Here is a 19,134-nt window from a genome sequence, read left to right on the forward strand (position 1 = left end):
TCAGCTTTGCCGCTTGTTGATTTTTCTTCTTTTTGCGATTTTTCATCAGCTTTGCCGCTTGTTGATTTTTCTTCTTTTTGCGATTTTTCATCAGCAGAACCATTTGTTGCTTTCGCTGAACCTGCTTCTGCTTTTACATCTGTCGCAAGTTTGTTTAGGTAACGCTCTGGATTTACAGCTACATTCTCTTTACGTACTTCAAAGTGTACATGAGAACCTGCTTCTTTATTCATTGCGCTTAGACCGGATTTTCCTAACACTTCACCTTGTGCAATTGTTGCACCTTTTTCTACTTTTACACTGCCTAAGCTTTGATAAGATGTTGTAAGACCATTTCCGTTATCAACTGTTACGACATAACCAAGAAGCGAATCTTTTTCCGCCTTTACTACTTTACCGCTTAAAGCAGCTGTAACATCGAATTCTTTCCCATTTTTCGCAGCAATATCGATGCCTTTATTAGGAGAATATGTGTTGTTATAAAAGACAAGTGCTTGTTCTTGCTCCTCCTCTGCTGCTCCATCCTCATAAAACTTCTTCTTCACAACAACATCTACATTCGTTGCAGCTGGCATTTTCACAACTTCTGAAAATTTTGTTACTGGTACTGCTGGATTTTCCGTTTGACCATACGGCGCACTTTGCTCTTTATTAGGTTCTTTCTTTGGATTTGCTGCCTGGAACCATAGAGCGACTGTCAAGATTACCGCTGCACATGCAATATAGATTGCCGGAAATACCCACCGTTTTTGAAATAAATGAACTACCTTTTGCGACTTTTTATTATTCCTTCCTCGCATTCTATCATCACCTCAGCAATCATTTTGAACAATATTCGTTTATCCTATACAAGCTATAACCAATTACTTTTCGACAAAATTTGTAAAAATATGTATAAGAATTACAAAATTTCCGAGGAAATGATAGAAAAAAGAAAAAACTGAGCGGATTGGCTCAGTTTTTTAGTCTAGTTGTTTCTTTTTGTAGACAATAAAACATGCAAGTAAAGAAATTACAAACCAAACGAGCACATTCAATAAATCTCCGCTAATGCTGCTAAACCCATTGCCCTTTACTACACTTTTAATTGCCTTATCAATATGAAATGTCGGAAAGTACCCAATCACTGTTTTTATTGCTTTATTTTCAACAAGTGGTTCAAATTGCACAGCTAAATAAAGAGTCATCAAAATCGGCATTCCGATCAGTGATGTTTGTGGTACAGATGAAGCAATTAGTCCAATCATTGTACCAATTATAATAAATAACATTGTTCCGCATAGAAATAGCAAACCGAGTAACGGAAGATTTCCATCTAGCTGATTTAGAATGAATAAGTTGGCGATGCAAATCACAATCGTAATACATGCGGTTAATATACTTTTTCCAATCAGTACTTCAGCTGAAGAGGCCGGTGATAGCATTAATACACGTAATGTATGTTTCTCTTTCTCTTCTGCAATAACCATAGATTGAGCAAACCCTGCAACAAATAGAAACGTCATGAGTGTAATGGTCCCTAAACCTGCTCCACTCGCGTTACCAAACCGGCTAAATATGAAAGCAAATATAATTGGCATTGCCGCCATTAACAATACTTGTGAATTTGCTTTAAAATCCTGTACCTCTTTTCGAAAAATAGCTGATACACGTCTCATTGAAAACGTCATTATAATCCCCTCCCAGTTACTTCAATAAAGATATCCCCTAAAGTCGGTTCATGCGAATGAATTGATAAAAGCTCACCTTGTTTCATCCATTCCGAAATACGTTTTGCCCCTAATTCATCTTTTTGCACTGTTTCTTTTTTCTTATTTGTTAAAACCACTTCGATTTTGTCTTTCGCATATTGAAGCCTTAAGTTCTCCGGTGTATCAAGTGCTACAATTTCCCCGCCGCATAAGAATGCAATGCGGTCACAAAGCGTCTCTGCTTCATCCATGTTGTGGGTCGTTAAGAAAATAGTTGTTCCTTCTCTATTTAAGTCTTTTAAGATGTTATGAATATTTTGGACATTTACTGGATCAAGTGCTGATGTTGGTTCATCCAAGAAGAGAATATCCGGTTTATGCAGGATTGCTCGTGCTAGCGTAACGCGCTGCTTCATCCCTTTTGATAATTTTTTAACTGGTGTTTTTTTATCTTCTAATAAATTCACTTGGGATAGTACTTCATCGATTCGTCCTTTTGGACAATCATATAAGTCGCAAAATAATAGTAAGTTATCATAAATGCTAAGTCTTTCATATAAACCGCTGTTATCTGTCAAAATACCGATTTGTTTATAATCAATGCTGCCTGGTCCGGCAATATCCTTCCCTAGTACTCTCACTGTTCCAATACTATGAAGTAATTGAGAAGTTAAAATTTTCACCGTTGTTGTTTTTCCTGATCCACTCGGTCCAAGAAACCCAAATATTTCTCCTCGCTTCACTTCAATATTCACATTTCGAAGTGCTGTTTTCCCGTCAAAGGATTTCATTACATCCTTCATTTCAATTGCCAATGTCATTTCGTCATCCCCTTTGTTTTTCTTTTATAGTTGAAATTCGCTTCAGTGGCTTGTTTGCCGCCTCCGCTTTTTAGTTTCGCTGCTTGTGACTTAATCTTATGAAAAACAAAGGGATTACGCATTAAAACACCGATAAAAGGAGTATTTTCACCGGCGAATGAATCCTATTTTTAGCTTACTGGAGCATAATTACAGTCCAATTACACCTTTTAATTCATCCATTCGACCCTTCGAAAGTGGAATTGAGCTTTTTCGTTCATCATCCAAAATTAAGCTAAAGCTATTACGAGTCCAAGTGATTACTTCTCGTACACGCTGTAAGTTAACAAGGTAAGAACGATGACATCTGAAGAATCCGAAACCTTTTAATCTTTCTTCTAACTCACTTAATGTTAACGCGCATACAAAGTCTCCTTCGCGGACATGAATATGCGTTGTTCCATTTTGTGTTTCAATAAAATGAATTTCCATTGGATCAAGCAAAATGATTTTATCGCTTACTTTCGCTGGAATTCTCTCGAGCTTCATTTGCGGAACCATTTGAACGATGTTTTCTAGATCTATCTCTTCCTCTTCTTCCTGCTCGATTTCTACTTTTTTAACGCCATCTAGATTTAATATATACACATCTTCTGTTAAAGAAAGTGCATCCGACAAAAAGGATGATGTAATAAAGATGGCCTTCCCTTGTTCTCTCATCTTCATAATTGCTTTTCGAATGATAATTGTACTTTCTATATCTACATTTTGTTCGGGTTCTTCCAAAATAATTAAATCCGGATCATGAATCATGACCCGGCCAATATGAAGACGCCGTTTTTCAGAAAATGATAGTTTTTCGATTTTGATGTTCATTTTATCTAGTAAACCAACATACTGAACAACTTCTTCTATGTTAATATTCGAGTTATACAATCCGGATAAAAAGGCGAAGTATTCTCTCACTTTTAACCGATCGTATGCTTCATCTTTTAAAAAGCAAAAACCAATGCGTGAGTAGAATTGCTTTTGAATCGGTTTCCCTTCAAATAAAACACTCCCAGTCGATGCCTCTTCTTCACCAATTATAATGCGGTGTAAAATCTTCGCCGTATGATTGTTACATTGCAGCACAACACATTGCCCTTTTTTAATTTCAAGCTGAATCGCCTGCAATTGATTCGTCTTACCCAATTGTTTTAACTCCAATAACGCCATGGTTTCTCCTCCAGGTGAGTTTTTTACCTTATTATAACAAACAATTAATGGAAAATTATGATATTTATTTCGTATATAAAAAGAAGCTAATTTAAAAATTAGCTTCTTTTTGTCGAAACGCTAATATATTCGAAAGCGAGTGAAACAAAACAATTATTACTGCTTCACCAAATAACTCTTCAGCTGATCACGAAGCGCTCTTTTCAAGAATTTCCCGACGGATGTTTTCGGAATTTCCTCGACAAATAAGATTTCGTCCGGCATCCACCATTTCGGGAATTGTTCTTCTAATAATGCATAAAGCTCTTCTTGTTCTACTGTTTGTTCTTCTTTTAAGACAACGCAGGCAACAGGGCGTTCTTGCCATTTTTCATGCGGAACAGCAACGACAGATGCCTCTAGCACTTTATCATGTGCCATTAAAGCGTTTTCTAAGTCCACGGAGGAAATCCATTCACCGCCGCTTTTAATTAAGTCTTTCGTACGGTCGGCAATTTTAATAAACCCTTCTGGATCAACAGTTACAATATCTCCTGTATGTAGCCAGCCATCCTTCATAGAATCTTCTGTGCGTTCATCTTTATAATAACTACCGGCAATCCATGGTCCGCGTAGGCAAAGCTCTCCCATTTCTTCACCGTCCCATTTGATTTCCCCATCTTGACCAATTACCTTCATTTCAAGTCCTGGGATTAAGTAACCTTGGCGGGAGCGTAACTCATAATATTCCTCTTTCGGTAAATCGCGCTGATATGATTTTGGACAGTTAATCACAACAGCTGGGCTTGTTTCAGTCATCCCATATATTTGCCTAAAAGCAATTCCATAGTTCTCCTCATATGTGCGAATCATACTTCCTGGCGCTGCTGATCCACCTGACCATATTGTACGAATACTACTAATATCATACGGGTGCTTTTCAAGCTCTTGTAACAGGCCAATCCAGATTGTTGGTACACCGGCAGCAATCGTCACCTTCTCACGTTCAATAAGCTGTGCCAAAATTTCCGGTGTAAAGTGTGGCCCTGGTAAGACGAGCTTTGTACCGAACCATGTACCTGCAAATGGAAGTCCCCATGCATTCACATGAAACATTGGAACAACAGGCATACAAGTATCTACTTCTGAAATGTTACCGCCGTCCACAAGGCCGAGTGTATAGCTATGGAGTGCGATGCTACGGTGTGTATATACAACGCCTTTCGGTTTTCCTGTCGTTGCAGAAGTGTAGCACATACCTGCAGGCTCTTTTTCATCTAAATCTGTTATAAATGGGAATGTTTCGTCGCCTTCTTCAAGTAGTTTGTCATAATGATATGCTGGTGATAGTGTTGTGTGAGGTAGTTCGTGATCATCTGTCATAATAATAAATGCTTTCACATGAGGAATTTCGTGTTGAATACTTTCGAGTACAGGAACCATATCTTCATCAACAAGAATGATTTTGTCTTCAGCATGGTTAATGATATAAGAAATGTGATCTACAGAGAGACGTAAGTTAATCGTATGTAATACCGCTCCAAGTCCTGGGATCGCAAAGTACGCTTCCAAATGTCGGTGATGATTCCAAGCAATTGTTCCGACTTTATCTCCTTTATCAATTCCCATTTTGCTTAGGATACTAGCAAGCCGCCTTGTCCGCTTCGCAATCTCTCCGTATGTTAATGTTTGAATACGAGATGCAGTGCGTGAGACGACTTCCTTTTTTGAAAAATATTTCTCAGCTCTCTCCATCATCGCTGGAATGAGGAGTGGTACATCCATCATCATGTTTCATGCCTCCCTGTTATTATATTTAATCACCCAACTGTATTATAACACGAAGGAACATAACGAAAGGAAGCAACATTTCTTTCATTTTCTACAAAAAATGACATCCCATTAAAGCTGTATTAAAACATCCATTCTACTTTATAGAACATATCCACAAGTGATATTTTATTATATGAATGATTTTTTCGATCTCTAATTCGGCATGCAAAATTGCATTCCAAAACGTATTGATATAATTATAAACGCTTACTATAATGAAGACATCAAGATTTGAAACATCTTAATATTCGAACTAAGAGGAGGATTAATATTATGGAAATCGCAATGGCTGTATTGAAATTTATTGGTAGCATAATCCCATTAGTACAAGACCTTTTAAAATCAGTAATGTAAACTTATTATCCTGCAATTATCTTTAATTACTATCATACAAATGATCTGTAAATCAAAGAATATTTGATTTACAGATCATTTGTGTGATCCAAATTCACGGAAGAAAAAGCGTCCGAAAGGCACAAAAAGACGCTTCTTCTTTCTCATCTTATTCATTTATAAATAATGCCCCTCTTGACGTTTTAACAGATACACATGGAAAAGCAAAAGATTCCTGCTCATTATATAAAAATGTATAGATTTCAAGAAATAACACGCTCCTCTTTCAATAAGGACAAAAAGCCCATCTATTATGATGGACTTCGTATTACTTCTCAATTAATTTTTCGCCATTAACTTTCCTTCATACTCATTCATCGTTTTAATTTCGATCCCTTTATAATAATGAGTAACAATATCTGTATACACTTTTCCCTCTTTCGCCATTCCATTGGCACCATACTGACTCATGCCAACGCCATGACCATATCCTTTCGTTGTGACGACAATGTTATTTCCTTCTTGTTTCCACGTAAAGTCCGAAGAACGTAAATCTAACTTTTCTCGCACTTCTTTTCCTGTTAATGTCTTCCCTTGAAATTCTACATCCTTTACACGCTTTCCTTTTGTACGCTCTTTAATATTGCCAACTTTCCCGCTTTCCAGTACCTTTACACCAAGACGCTTTTGAAAATCAGCTACGGTAAAAATTTGCTCACTCGCAAATTTCGGAGAAACTTGGTCCCAAGGACTGTCTACGCTTTTCAAATACGGTAAGTCCTTGCCAAAATAGTCTGCAGCATTTTCTGTATAACCATTGCTTGTTGAGAAGAAGGACGCTGTAATGGGACTACCGTCATACGTTAAAACTTGTCCGGCTGTTTTAGACACAGCTTCCTCAATCTTCTTCAAGTTTTTCTCATAGTCTCTGCCCCATGTCTTCTTTAATTCTTCTTTACTTTTGTACACTTGATCTCCCACCGTATCGGTCACATCCGCGTTATTTTTCTTACTTCCGCTTAGCATACGCTGTACAATAAATGTCCTTGCCGCCAATGCCTGTGCTTTTAATGCCTCCATTTCAAAGCTAGCATTCATCTCAGAGGCTACTACACCTGTCACATATTCTTCCATCGGCACTGTCTCTACTTTCTTTTGTGCATTACGATACACAGTCACTTTGACAGCGGTATCTACCTGTTTAGGAGCTGGCACACTTTGCATCGCTGGAGGATTTTTGGGCGGCTGACTTGTCTTTTCTTTCGTAAATGGAATGACAAGCACGGTCGGTACAATAATGACGAGCGCTACTAAGAGCGCCATTGTAATGAAAAGTGGCTTTGAAATTTTCATCTTTTTCCCCCGCTATGAAATTAGACTCATTTCATTCTTATGGAGCATGGCGAGTTTTTAGAACATACCGGGAGAAACTTCTTCTATTAGGAGGCTTCCTCATTAAACAAACGAATTTTCTAAATATTTTTAATGAGACGTGCATAAGTTGGGCTTTTCTTGACTATAACTGTAATGAATACTCCCCCACTTAACTTCGTTTGAAGTAGGGATACTCTTTCGATAAAATTTGATAGAAAAAAAATCGCCCCTATGTCAAAAGACATAGAGACGATTTTAATTAAGCGTGAAGATCAGAAATTTGTTGTTCTTTCACTTCTTCTACTTTTTCGTTTACACGTTCAATTGTTGCACCTAATGCAGCTAACTTCTTATGGAAGTTTACATATCCACGATCAAGGTGTTTTAATTCTGTTACACGAGTGTAACCCTCTGATACTAAACCAGCTAGAATTAATGCTGCTGCTGCACGTAAGTCAGTTGCTGACACTTCTGCACCTTGCAAGTTGTTAGGTCCGTTCATAATAACAGAGCGACCTTCAATTTTAATATCAGCATTCATACGACGGAACTCTTCCACATGCATGAAGCGGTTTTCAAATACCGTTTCTGTAATCATGCTTGTTCCATCAGCATGTAATAATAATGCCATCATTTGTGATTGCATGTCTGTTGGGAAACCTGGATGAGGCATTGTTTTAATGTCAACAGCTTTTAATTTATCTGGGCCGATAACACGTACACCTTCATTTTCCTCAATAACCTTAACACCCATCTCTTCCATTTTCGCTGTAACTGAACGTAAATGTTCTGGTACAGCATTTTCAATTAAGATGTCTCCACCAGTAATTGCTGCTGCAACCATAAATGTTCCCGCTTCAATACGGTCAGGAATAATAGAATGATGTGCACCATATAATTTATCTACACCTTCAATACGAATCGTTCCAGTTCCAGCTCCGCGTACTTTCGCTCCCATTGCATTTAAGAAGTTAGCTAAGTCAACGATTTCTGGTTCTTTCGCTGCGTTTTCAAGGATTGTTGTCCCTTTTGCTAATGTAGCAGCAGACATAATGTTTTCTGTTGCACCTACGCTTGGGAAGTCTAAGTAAATTTTCGCGCCTTCTAATTGTCCATCTACATAAGCTTCAACAAATCCATTACCAACTTTTACTTTTGCTCCCATTGCTTCGAAGCCTTTTAAATGTTGGTCAATTGGACGTGAACCAATTGCACATCCACCAGGAAGTGCAATACGAGCACGACCATTACGTGCTAATAATGGCCCCATTACTTGAACTGACGCACGCATTTTACGTACATATTCAAATGGCGCTTCAATATTTAATTCCTTTGAAGCATCGATTGTTACTTGATTATTTTCAAATACGACTTCAGCATTTAAATGACGTAATACCTCATTAATTGTGTATACATCAGACAAAACTGGTACTTCAGATAGTACATTCTTTCCATCACTCGCTAATAGGGCTGCAGCGATTATAGGTAATACAGCATTTTTCGCGCCCTCAACACGCACTGTGCCGTTCAACCGCTTTCCGCCACGGACGATGATTTTTTCCAATTTATTCCCCTCCGTGTCCTTTTTTCAATATCTATTCAATACTCAGAAGTTATGATCGGTGTGCCAACCACAATTGTATCTTTGTTGTCTGTAGAACGTATTGCTATTTGCACATTGATTTTCTCTCTATTTGTTGAAAGAGCGTCATTCCACTTTTTATTATATGCCGAGACTGACACAAATGCTCTTTCTTCTATCTTTTCGATCGCTCTTGCTGAAAGATCTTTCAAAACCTGATTGGTTTTATTTTGCAAAACACCTTCAATCTTATCATTCAGTACACCTTGAACACAAGTGTAAATTGTGGGTTTTGTACTAAAAATTTTATCCATTTTTCGAATATTTTCAGGGTCCCATCTTGACCCACTCACTTCAAAGATAATGAAAGTGTTTTCTTTAGTATTTTCCTTACTCCAAGTTACTACTATTCGTTCTTCATGAGAAGAGAACTTTTTGTATGCTGTTGCTTTATATCCGTCATGAGATGGTTCCAATTCCCATTTTTGAATATTCGCTTTTTCTTTCACTTCATTTAACAACTTTTGAAACGTATGTATGTTAGAAATGGTTTTGGTTTCTCGTGCTAACCATGACCACCGCTCTACCTCTGCTCCATTTTTTTCAAGAGCTGCGATCATACTCTCCATCTTCTCTTCGTCACTTACGGGTTTTATCTGTTTATACCCGACCAAGAATACGACAATACTTACGACAACAATAAGAATTGTTTTCAAGCTTTTCAAGGTTCATCCCCTCCTATCCCCATTGTTAACGGAGATATGAGGTTCTATACAATTACTTTACTAAATACGTTAAACTCTTCGAATACCCTAAATAATCAAGAAAAAAGTTGCTGACAGATGTACCGATTGCAATCGTAACAAGAATAAGCAAAATCCTCGTCTGCATTACCTTTCCAGATTTCATCAGGCGTTCGATATGGATACCTTGTAAGGCCCACCATGTAATGGTAATAAACAATAAATGCGAAACAATCGCAATCAGTGCTTGTTGCCCTAAAAGCTGCGCCAAAAAAATCGACTCCTTTTGTTTGGCTTGCCATCACTTAGGATGCAAAACGATCCCATACAAATGGAAACCACACTTTTTCACGCTCAAATAGGTAGTATAAAGTTTTCTCTCCGAAATTGCTAGAGAAGAACTACCTATTAGAATTTACTTTACCTACGCATCACATTCGTGAAAGATAAAAGCTTCTTGCTCCACAATAAAAAGCGTAGAGCGGTAACTCTACACTTTTTATTGTCACTATTGTACCACGTTCCCCGTAAAGAAGAAATCTTTCATGAGTGGAAAATATTCATAAAAGAAATTGTAGCCAATCGTCGGTAGAATCCCGAGTAATACGATCGAAATTGCACAAAAACTAATGACGACCTTCAAATTGATCGGTAGGTTTACCTGCTTTTCTTCACTGCTCTTTCGAAAGAACATTTGCTGCAAAATACGGAAGTAATATACAAATGAGATAACCGTTGTGCCCATCATGACTGATGCTAGTACATAATGAGCTGGACTAGCTGTAAAGGCGCTTAAGAAAATATTAATCTTTCCGATAAAGCCAGCTGTTCCTGGAATTCCTGCCAAAGACAGAATAAAAATAGTCATCGCTACAGAAACAAACGGAGAACGTTTGTATAAACCTGCGAAAATTGTTAAATTTCCCTTTCCACTTTGTAAGATTAACCCATGGATGACTGCAAAAGCTCCTATATTCATTAACACGTATGCCAACATATAAAACCACATACTATCCATTGTAAATGGCGATAACGCTACAAGCGGAACGAGTAAATATCCAGCATGCGCTATGCCAGAATAGGCAAATAAACGTTTTACATTGTATTGCTTTAGCGCCACGATATTACCGATAATCATTGTAATAATAGCGAGCACGGCGATATATACGCTCATATTACCGAATATGGATTGCTCACTTCCATGAACCGGTATGCCGCCGAATACCATGAAAAACAATCTTATCATCATAATAAAGCCGGCGATTTTAGAGATTGTCCCAAGGAAAGCTGTAACAGGTGCTGCGGCCCCTTCATATACATCCGGTGCCCACATATAAAACGGTACTGTCGCAATTTTAAAGGATAACCCAACAAACAGAAGCAAGAAAGCAAGCGATAGCAAAAGTCCAATACTTCCGTCTACACCTTGCATGAGAACTTCCTGCATACCCAGAATATTAGTCGATCCCGTAATACCATATAAATAGCTCATTCCAAAGAGAGTGATAGCCGTGGCAATTCCGCCATTAATGACATATTTCATTGCTGCTTCATTCGAAGCACGATTTTTCTTTCGAATCCCTACTAAAATGTACGAAGACAATGACAACAACTCTAGACCAATAAAGAGCGTAATAAAATCAACGCTAGATGCCATGAACATCGCCCCGAGAACTGCCATTAAAAATAAGTAATAGTATTCTCCCTTATCTTGAATCGGCTCTTTTTTATCATCACTCATCGCCACAAACAAGATGAGAATCGCTCCAATTAATAGTAATGTTTTAAAACCTTTTGAAAACCCATCTAGTACAAACGAACCACTTAAAATGTCTCCAGCCGGTTCACTATACAATGTAATTAACGCTATTAGTGATAGCACCGCTGATACAATTGCTCCAATCCCTAAATACTTACGATCAAACTTTAGAAATAAATCAAAAAGCGAGAGAAGGATGGCCGCCCCAAGAATGATGAATTCCGGTACCATTAAATGCCAAGATAAACCAAGTAATGTATTCATATCCATCCTATCTCACCCCCAATATTTTCACAGTGTATTGCAGCGGCGTTCCTAACAGTTCTGGCATAATACCAATTGCGATAATACAAGTGAGTAATAACACAAGCGGAATGTATTCCCAGCCGCGAACATCCGGCCGCGCTTCCAATTCCTTCTTTCCAAATGTCACTTGAAGCGTAGCCCTTAAGACATATACCGCTGTTAAAATAATGCCGAGCGCACCAATTGCTGCGATTACCTGCTTCCCCTGAAATAATCCGAGGAACGCCAGAAACTCACCAACAAACCCAGACATTCCTGGGAGGCCAAGCGAAGCCATACTTCCTGCTAATAAAAAACCACTTAGCACCGGAACTTGTTTTGCGAGTCCACCAAGCTTCGTAATATCAGAAGTGTCAAAGCGCCGTTCAATCATACCGAGCAAGCAAAATAGTAACGCTGCAATTAAACCGTGAGATATAACTTGAAATAGCGCTCCCTTCATGCCAGCTGCATTCAGTGCCCCAATCCCCATTAACACAATTCCCATATGCGAAATACTGGAGTAGGCAAGTACCTTTCGAAAATCGGTTTGAATCATCGCTAGAAAAGCACCGTACAGCAAGTTGATTACTCCTAAAATCGCTATAAGCGTCGCAAAGTCATGAAACTGCTCCGGGAATAGCCCTTTCCCAAAACGAATGATACCGTATGCTCCGATCTTGAGCAGAACACCCGCGTGGAGCATCACCACTGCAGGATGGGCTTCTACATGCACATTCACCATCCAGCGATGCAAAGGAAAGACCGGCAGTTTAATGGCAAAGGCAATCATAAGTGCAATAAATAAACCGAGCTGCAATGAATTTGAAATATCGCCTAGGAGCGTCGTTTCCGCTCCAGTCAAAATATCTTTTAACTCTGTAATATTTGTTGTACCTGTTTTTGCAAAGAGGATAGAGAAAACAATGAGTAAAATTGCTGATCCAATTCCGTTATAAATCAAATAACTATAGGAAGCTTTTTCACTGTTCAATTTCCCCCACTTTCCGATAAGCAAAAACATCGGTGGTAGTGTGAGTTCAAAGAAGACAAAGAAGAGAAGTAAATTTTCGGCTGCAAAGACACCAAGCATCCCAATTTCAAGTGTTAGTAGGAGCATGTAAAAACCTTTTATATTTTTTTGAATGGAAAAGGCAGCTATCGCCGCAAGTGTTGCTAAAAGTGCTGTAAGTATCATCATCACAAGCGAAAAACCATCGATACCAAGTTCATAGTAAATAGAAAACAACTTTTCATCTACTTGCGAAAAGCTTCCAAATTGAATCCATTTCACCTTTTCAGCAAAAATCGTTAAGCTCTTTCCGGAAGCGTATGTACTAGCTAAAACAATCGCGATGCCAAGCGGAAGAATTGTTCCGAACAAACCGAGGCCTCGCATTGCACGCACTTCCGTTTTCGGTGTTAATGTAAGTAAGAGAATCCCTAGAAGCGGAGAAAAAATAAAAAACGATAATAATAATGCATTCATTGCCAATACCCCCCTGTATATAACAGAATGACAACTAATGCCGCTAAAGAAACAGCCATAACGGTTCCGTATACTTGTACGTTTCCATTTTGAAGTTTAGAACCCACGTTGCTCGTTCCTTTCACAATACGCCCAATTAACTGAGCGATCCCTTCCACAATATATACTTCACATAAGCGAAGCACATAAGCGATTCCTTTAACGAGCGGGAGCACAGTTACGTTATATATTTCATCTACATAATATTTTTCCTTTAAGAGACTATATAGCACGGTTTCTTTTCCGCCAGCCCAGTCTCGAGAGGTGGATCGTTTCCCATAGATGAGATATGCCAAGAGAATGCCAGCAAGCGAAACGAGTGTCGCAACAATCATAATCCACACCGGGCCATGGCTTTGCTCTACTTGAAACGGAATATCCTTCGTAAGCCAGTCACCAAGGAATGTTCCAAACCATGGCGTATTGATGTAACCTGCCAAAACTGCGAGAACACCAAGGACAATCATTGGAAATGTCATAACGCGCGGAGATTCACGCACATCTTCTTTCTTCGCCTCTCCTGTAAAGACAAGAAAGTATAACCGAAACATGTAAAACGCCGTTAGGAAGGCCGCCAGAACCGCAAGGACAAACAACACATAATTGCCGTGCACCCACGTCGCTACCAAAATTTCATCCTTACTAAAAAAACCTGAGAGGAGCGGGACACCACTAATTGCTAGCGTGCCGATTAAGAAGAGTAGCCCCGTCACTTTCATTTTTTTCTGTAATCCGCCCATTTCATTAATGTTTTGCGTATGCACCGCATGAATCACGCTTCCTGCCGCTAAAAAAAGTAGCGCTTTAAAGAAAGCATGTGTCGTTAAATGAAAGACCCCGGCCACATACCCTGCCGAGCCAAGCGCGAGCATCATATAGCCCAGCTGGCTGACTGTTGAATATGCGAGGACTCTTTTTATATCCGTTTGTACGAGGCCGATGGACGCGGCAAAGATTGCGGTAAAGGCACCGACAACCGCGACTGTTTGCATCGCTACAGGACTTGCAGAAAATAGCGGAAACATCGTTGCCACTAAGTACACACCTGCCGCGACCATCGTCGCCGCGTGAATGAGTGCTGATACCGGTGTTGGTCCTTCCATCGCATCCGGAAGCCACGTATGAAGCGGAAACTGACCTGATTTCCCCATGGCACCGATAAAAATTAAAATTGCCGTGAGCGTAATCATGGTAGGTGATACGTCTCCCATTTTCATTGCTTTAAAGATAGCGTCGTACTCAAAACTACCAGCTTGCCAGAAAAGTAAAATCATCCCGATAAATAAGCCTACATCCCCAATACGCGTCATAATAAACGCCTTCTTCGCCGCCAACTTTGCTTCTTCTTTAAAGAAATAGAACCCAATTAATAAAAACGAGCCAAGTCCAACTAATTCCCAAAATATATAGAGCTGCAATAAATTCGTCGAGATGACAAGCCCAAGCATCGCAAATGTAAAGAGCCCTAAATATGCATAAAAGATAGGTAACCTCTCATTATCATGCATATACCCTTTCGAATACACATGCACGAGGAAGCTAACGAGCGTTACAATAAAAAGCATCAAAGCATTTAATGCGTTAATCTCAAAGCCAAATGAAAGATCCACATCACCAATTCGGAGCCATAACCACTGATGTTTTACTGTTTCTGATGAAAACCGTTCTATTAATACAGTCGCCGCATCCACAAAGGAAAGAAATGTGAGAAAGATACCAAGCCAGCTGCTTCCTTCTCTCAATTTCCCCCCAAATATAATGAGCAAAAAAAACGAGGCAAGCGGGAAAAGCGGTATGAGCCATGCATAATCGATCATTGTTTCCTTCCCCCTTTTTGGTCACAATTAACCTTTAAGCGAATCCATTTCATCTACGTTAACGGTTGCATGCTTACGATATAACGCAATTAATATCGCAAGTCCGACTGCTGCTTCCGCTGCCGCAACGGACATCGTAAACAGTGAAAAAATTTGTCCTGTTAAGTTCGGAAAAAAGCCTAATTTACTAAAAGCGACTAGGTTTAAGTTCGCCGCATTTAACATCAGTTCAATACAAATTAAGACAATGACCGTATTCCGCTTTGTTAAAGCCCCGAATAAGCCGATGCAAAACAGAATAATAGCAAGAGCTAAGTAGGCGGCAACTGGAACACTACTCATTGGAATCCCCCTCTTTCTCATCCTTCTTCGCAAGTACAATTGCCCCAACAAGCGCAACAAGCAAAATAACCGACGTTAATTCAAATGGAATAACATATTTCGAATACAAAAGTGTACCAATTTGAAGTGTATTTTGTTCATGAAGCGGTAAACTTCCTTGTACATTTCGATTTGTAAAATCTATATTATTAACAGCAAAGTACATTACCGCGCCAAACGCTACTACTGCGAGGAAGATAAGCAACTTACGAAAACTAAAACTAGATTCACTTTCAGCGTCATGCTTCGTTAGCATAATACCGAAAATCATAATAATCGTAATTGCTCCGGAATAAATTAAAATTTGTGTGACCCCAACAAACTCCGCTGATAATAGAAAATACAATCCCGCAATGCTAAGAAACGTAAACACAAGGGCGAGCATCATATGCATGACTTTCGTTAAGTTCAGCATAAGGATACCACCGATAATCGCCGTTAAGGACAATATAAAAAACGCTACCAACTCGCCGCTCATGCTTTATTCTCCTTTCTGACGTTCTCATCATTTTCATCGAGCCACTGCAAATTTTTAAACAAATCATCACGCGAATACTCCGCTAACTCGAAATTGTTTGTCATAACAATGGCCTCAGTTGGGCAAACCTCTGTACATAAATCGCAAAGAATACAAATTTCAAAGTTAATATCATACGTATCAATGATTTTCCCTTTTTTCGTAGGGTCTGGATGCTTCTTCCCTGTTAGTTGAATACAATCAGTTGGACAAATGTTAGAACATTGGTTACAAACAATGCATTTTTCTGGATAGAATTTTTGAATCCCTCGGAAGCGATCTGGTAGTGGTAATGGTTGATTGGGATAATCGTACGTTACTTTTTTCTTACTTAAGTTGCTAAGCGTATATTTTAAACCTTTAAATAGCCCTTTCATATCTTACTGGCACCCCCCTCATAGATTAGAAGAATAACTCCTTAATCAATGCCGTTAAGAAAATATTTGCAAGTGCGATTGGCAATAATACTTTCCAGCCAAACTCCATCAATTGATCACCCCTGATACGCGGAAACGTAACGCGGAACCAAATAAGCAAGAAAACTACCGCGCTAAACTTTAAAGCAAACCATACAGCACCAGGAATAAAACCAAGAAACGGAATTGGCTGCCATCCTCCTAAAAACAGCACCGTTATAAGCGAAGCCATTCCAAAGAAGTACACGTACTCAGAGAGCATAAAGAATGCCCAGCGAAACCCTGAATACTCGGTATGATATCCAGAGACAAGTTCTGATTCCGCCTCTGGTAAGTCAAACGGTGTCCGGTTGAGCTCTGCAACTGCTGCAATTAAGAAAATTACAAAACCGATCGGCTGCGCAAAAATGTACCAAACTTTCTCCTGCCCCGCTACGATTTCATTTAAATTGAGACTGCCAGCTAATAAGACAACGCCAATCACGCTCATTACAAGCGGAATCTCATAGGAAATCATCTGCGCCGCCGCACGCATCCCGCCTAAAAGTGAATATTTATTGTTTGATGCCCATCCTCCGGTCACAACACCAATCGTTGTAATCCCTGATACAGCAATATAGTAAAGAAGCCCTACTCCGATATCTGCAAACTGAAATTTATCTGTAAACGGAATGACTGCAAGCACCATAAAAGCTGGTGCAAATGCAATAACAGGTGCCAATATAAACAGCGGCTTATCTGCAGCTTTCGGGATGCTATCTTCTTTTAATAAAAGCTTTAAAACGTCAGCAACTGTTTGCAATAAACCAAATCTGCCGCCGACCTGATTCGGTCCTATCCGTCCTTGCATAAATCCCATTACTTTTCGCTCTGCTAAAATCCCATATGTAACAAATCCAAGGACGGCAAATAATAAAAGCACCGCTAATCCGAAAAAAATGAAAAAATTCGTCCAACTTGCCGATGACTCTAAGAGGCGCTCTATCATCACCCATCAACCTCCCCAAGTACAATATCAACGCCGCCTAAAATGGTAATTAAGTTCGCGATATTTTCACCCTTCAAAAGCTTCGGTAAAATTTGGAGGTTATAGAAAGATGGCCTGCGGAACTTTAAGCGATACGGCTCTTTCTTCCCTTCGCTAGCAATATAACAGCCTATCTCTCCGCGCGGCGACTCAATGCGGACAAATGCCTCACCCTTTGGCACCTTAATAATTTTCGGCACTTTCGCCAACACCGGCCCTTCTGACGGGAATTGCCGGGCCGCCTGCTCAATAATTTTGAGGGATTCCTCAATTTCCTCCATCCGGCAAACGTAACGATCCCAAGCATCCCCCACGTTTCCTACCGGAACATCAAAATCAAAACGGTCATAAATAGAGTACGGTTCATCCTTGCGAAGATCCCACTTTACACCTGTGCATCGTAAATTTGCTCCGCTAAGTGAATAAGAAAGTGCATCTTCCGCGCTATATATTCCAACGCCCTTCACACGTTTTAAGAAAATTTCATTTCCGCTCACAAGATCGTGATAACCCTTCAATTGCTCTCTCATATACGGAACAAACTCGCGAACTTTTTCAATCCAACCATCTGGGGCATCCCACTTTACACCGCCTACCCTCATATAATTGAACGTTAACCGCGCACCACAGAGCTCATTTAAGAGATTAATAATCATCTCTCGCTCCCGGAATGCATATAGAAACGGGCTAACCGCTCCAATATCAAGAAGATTCGTTCCCCACCAAACGAGATGGCTCGCAACGCGACCAAGCTCCATTGCAAGTACTCGCAAATATTCGGCCCGCTCTGGAATCTCAAGCCCCATCATTGTCTCAACAGCGTGACAGATCACATAGTTATTCGTCATCGCCGATAAATAGTCCATTCGATCTGTATAAGGGATAATTTGTGTATACTGCAAGCTCTCTGCGATTTTCTCTGTTCCGCGGTGTAAATAACCAATGACAGGTGTAGCTTCCTTTATAATTTCCCCATCAATTTTAATAACAAGCCTAAATACACCGTGTGTACTCGGGTGCTGCGGCCCTACATTTAAAAGCATTTCTTCTGTACGGATCATATTGCTACACCTCCACATCGAGTGGTTCATAATCTTTTCGAAGCGGATGACCAGCCCAATCTTCTGGCATTAAAATACGCGTTAAATTTGGATGTCCTTCAAACGTAACACCAAGCAAGTCATATGCTTCTCGCTCTGGCCAGTCTGCCCCGCTCCATAGCGGCGCAATCGATGCTACTCGCGGCGACTCCCTGCCCATCTTCACCTTCACTGCGACAGATTGTTTCTTCCCATATGAAAATAAGTGAACATACACTTCCATATGTGTAACAAAATCCGTAGCATGTAACTCCGACATATAATCAAAGGCAAGTCCTTCATGGCCTCGCAATAATTCCATTACTTCGTAGTACCTTTCCAGCTTAACAACAAGTGTTGGTACATCCTTCGAAAGTTTATTAATATAATAATCTTCTAATGAATTTTCATCCATTTTCTCCTTAATAATCTCTACGTAAGCATCCAGATATGGCTGATTCGGAGATGGTTCCTCTTGCTTCATCTCTTCTTCTCTCTTGCCCACAGCGCCTTTTGCCTTAGCAGCAGCGGCTGCCTTTGCTTTTGCCGCTGCAATCGCCTTTGCCTTTTCATCATTAGACGTTGTTCCTTCCTTGGATACCTTCTGTTTCGCTAGCGCTGCCGCTTTTGCTTTTGCTGCTGCTACCGCCTTTGCCTTCGCTTTTTCCTTTTCTTCTTCTGATGGGGATTCATTTTCTTTTGCTTTCTGCTTCGCTAACGCCGCTGCCTTTGCTTTTGCTGCTGCGGCTGCTTTCGCCTTTTCTTCTGATGG

At 39.8% G+C, this 19,134-nt stretch carries 18 protein-coding genes; all 18 read right to left on the bottom strand.

The window, feature by feature from the left end; genetic code table 11:
- Window positions 1–800, bottom strand: an 800-nt coding sequence (locus BLV40_RS26380) for a stage II sporulation protein SpoIIQ (RefSeq protein WP_139265626.1), incomplete at its 3' end; no start/stop codon positions are given.
- Between the two features lie 162 nt (window positions 801–962).
- A complete protein-coding gene (locus BLV40_RS26385; protein ID WP_090695548.1) occupies window positions 963–1,670 on the bottom strand; it encodes an ABC transporter permease in 708 nt (235 codons plus the stop codon).
- Window positions 1,670–2,512 (bottom strand): ABC transporter ATP-binding protein, encoded by an 843-nt coding sequence (locus tag BLV40_RS26390; protein WP_026591881.1) that lies wholly within the window; start codon window positions 2,510–2,512, stop codon window positions 1,670–1,672. The genes BLV40_RS26385 and BLV40_RS26390 overlap by 1 nt, the downstream gene beginning before the upstream one ends.
- Before the next feature lie 189 nt (window positions 2,513–2,701).
- Complete coding sequence (locus BLV40_RS26395; RefSeq protein WP_090695550.1) at window positions 2,702–3,709, bottom strand: LytTR family transcriptional regulator DNA-binding domain-containing protein; 1,008 nt, start codon at window positions 3,707–3,709, stop codon at window positions 2,702–2,704.
- A 156-nt stretch (window positions 3,710–3,865) separates the two neighbouring features.
- Window positions 3,866–5,479, bottom strand: coding sequence for a long-chain fatty acid--CoA ligase (locus tag BLV40_RS26400; RefSeq protein ID WP_090695552.1), 1,614 nt, complete (start codon window positions 5,477–5,479; stop codon window positions 3,866–3,868).
- A 714-nt stretch (window positions 5,480–6,193) separates the two neighbouring features.
- Window positions 6,194–7,207 (bottom strand): stage II sporulation protein D, encoded by a 1,014-nt coding sequence (gene spoIID / locus BLV40_RS26410; RefSeq protein WP_026591878.1) that lies wholly within the window; start codon window positions 7,205–7,207, stop codon window positions 6,194–6,196.
- 280 nt (window positions 7,208–7,487) lie between these two features.
- Complete coding sequence (murA, locus tag BLV40_RS26415; protein WP_026591877.1) at window positions 7,488–8,792, bottom strand: UDP-N-acetylglucosamine 1-carboxyvinyltransferase; 1,305 nt, start codon at window positions 8,790–8,792, stop codon at window positions 7,488–7,490.
- A gap of 35 nt (window positions 8,793–8,827) precedes the next feature.
- Entirely contained in the window at window positions 8,828–9,535 is a 708-nt protein-coding gene (locus BLV40_RS26420; protein WP_026591876.1) for a YwmB family TATA-box binding protein, read from the bottom strand.
- Between the two features lie 52 nt (window positions 9,536–9,587).
- Window positions 9,588–9,824: a DUF1146 family protein gene (locus BLV40_RS26425; protein WP_026591875.1), complete on the bottom strand. Its 237-nt coding sequence runs from the start codon at window positions 9,822–9,824 to the stop codon at window positions 9,588–9,590.
- A 237-nt stretch (window positions 9,825–10,061) separates the two neighbouring features.
- The gene (gene nuoN, locus BLV40_RS26430; protein WP_026591874.1) at window positions 10,062–11,576 is read right to left on the bottom strand and encodes an NADH-quinone oxidoreductase subunit NuoN; all 1,515 of its coding nucleotides are present in this window, start codon (window positions 11,574–11,576) and stop codon (window positions 10,062–10,064) included.
- Between the two features lie 7 nt (window positions 11,577–11,583).
- Window positions 11,584–13,086, bottom strand: a complete 1,503-nt coding sequence (locus BLV40_RS26435; RefSeq protein WP_090695554.1) for an NADH-quinone oxidoreductase subunit M — start codon at window positions 13,084–13,086, stop codon at window positions 11,584–11,586.
- Window positions 13,083–14,942, bottom strand: a complete 1,860-nt coding sequence (gene nuoL, locus BLV40_RS26440) for an NADH-quinone oxidoreductase subunit L (protein ID WP_090695556.1) — start codon at window positions 14,940–14,942, stop codon at window positions 13,083–13,085. The genes BLV40_RS26435 and nuoL overlap by 4 nt, the downstream gene beginning before the upstream one ends.
- A 27-nt stretch (window positions 14,943–14,969) precedes the next feature.
- On the bottom strand, window positions 14,970–15,284 hold the full coding sequence (nuoK, locus tag BLV40_RS26445; protein ID WP_026591871.1) for an NADH-quinone oxidoreductase subunit NuoK: 315 nt from the start codon (window positions 15,282–15,284) through the stop codon (window positions 14,970–14,972).
- Window positions 15,277–15,801: an NADH-quinone oxidoreductase subunit J gene (locus tag BLV40_RS26450; protein WP_090695558.1), complete on the bottom strand. Its 525-nt coding sequence runs from the start codon at window positions 15,799–15,801 to the stop codon at window positions 15,277–15,279. Before BLV40_RS26450 ends, nuoK begins: the two co-directional genes overlap by 8 nt.
- The gene (nuoI, locus tag BLV40_RS26455) at window positions 15,798–16,217 is read right to left on the bottom strand and encodes an NADH-quinone oxidoreductase subunit NuoI (protein ID WP_000677191.1); all 420 of its coding nucleotides are present in this window, start codon (window positions 16,215–16,217) and stop codon (window positions 15,798–15,800) included. Before nuoI ends, BLV40_RS26450 begins: the two co-directional genes overlap by 4 nt.
- A gap of 25 nt (window positions 16,218–16,242) precedes the next feature.
- A complete protein-coding gene (gene nuoH, locus BLV40_RS26460) occupies window positions 16,243–17,244 on the bottom strand; it encodes an NADH-quinone oxidoreductase subunit NuoH (RefSeq protein ID WP_026591869.1) in 1,002 nt (333 codons plus the stop codon).
- Window positions 17,244–18,344 (bottom strand): NADH-quinone oxidoreductase subunit NuoD, encoded by a 1,101-nt coding sequence (gene nuoD / locus BLV40_RS26465; RefSeq protein ID WP_090695559.1) that lies wholly within the window; start codon window positions 18,342–18,344, stop codon window positions 17,244–17,246. The genes nuoH and nuoD overlap by 1 nt, the downstream gene beginning before the upstream one ends.
- Window positions 18,345–18,348: 4 nt before the next feature.
- Window positions 18,349–19,134: NADH-quinone oxidoreductase subunit C (locus BLV40_RS26470; RefSeq protein ID WP_090695561.1), on the bottom strand; the 786-nt coding region annotated here is incomplete at its 5' end.

The sequence above is a fragment of the Bacillus sp. 166amftsu genome (genome assembly GCF_900107445.1).
Classification (GTDB): domain Bacteria; phylum Bacillota; class Bacilli; order Bacillales; family Bacillaceae_G; genus Bacillus_A; species Bacillus_A arachidis.

Bases quoted from the DNA above. Each gene is read 5' to 3' on its own strand.
- BLV40_RS26385 (WP_090695548.1), bottom strand. From the start codon at position 1,670: ATGACGTTTTCAATGAGACGTGTATCAGCTATTTTTCGAAAAGAGGTA.
- BLV40_RS26390 (WP_026591881.1), bottom strand. From the start codon at position 2,512: ATGACATTGGCAATTGAAATGAAGGATGTAATGAAATCCTTTGACGGG.
- BLV40_RS26395 (WP_090695550.1), bottom strand. From the start codon at position 3,709: ATGGCGTTATTGGAGTTAAAACAATTGGGTAAGACGAATCAATTGCAG.
- BLV40_RS26400 (WP_090695552.1), bottom strand. From the start codon at position 5,479: ATGATGATGGATGTACCACTCCTCATTCCAGCGATGATGGAGAGAGCT.
- spoIID (WP_026591878.1), bottom strand. From the start codon at position 7,207: ATGAAAATTTCAAAGCCACTTTTCATTACAATGGCGCTCTTAGTAGCG.
- nuoN (WP_026591874.1), bottom strand. From the start codon at position 11,576: ATGAATACATTACTTGGTTTATCTTGGCATTTAATGGTACCGGAATTC.
- BLV40_RS26435 (WP_090695554.1), bottom strand. From the start codon at position 13,086: ATGAATGCATTATTATTATCGTTTTTTATTTTTTCTCCGCTTCTAGGG.
- nuoL (WP_090695556.1), bottom strand. From the start codon at position 14,942: ATGATCGATTATGCATGGCTCATACCGCTTTTCCCGCTTGCCTCGTTT.
- nuoK (WP_026591871.1), bottom strand. From the start codon at position 15,284: ATGAGTAGTGTTCCAGTTGCCGCCTACTTAGCTCTTGCTATTATTCTG.
- BLV40_RS26450 (WP_090695558.1), bottom strand. From the start codon at position 15,801: ATGAGCGGCGAGTTGGTAGCGTTTTTTATATTGTCCTTAACGGCGATT.
- nuoI (WP_000677191.1), bottom strand. From the start codon at position 16,217: ATGAAAGGGCTATTTAAAGGTTTAAAATATACGCTTAGCAACTTAAGT.
- nuoH (WP_026591869.1), bottom strand. From the start codon at position 17,244: ATGATAGAGCGCCTCTTAGAGTCATCGGCAAGTTGGACGAATTTTTTC.
- nuoD (WP_090695559.1), bottom strand. From the start codon at position 18,344: ATGATCCGTACAGAAGAAATGCTTTTAAATGTAGGGCCGCAGCACCCG.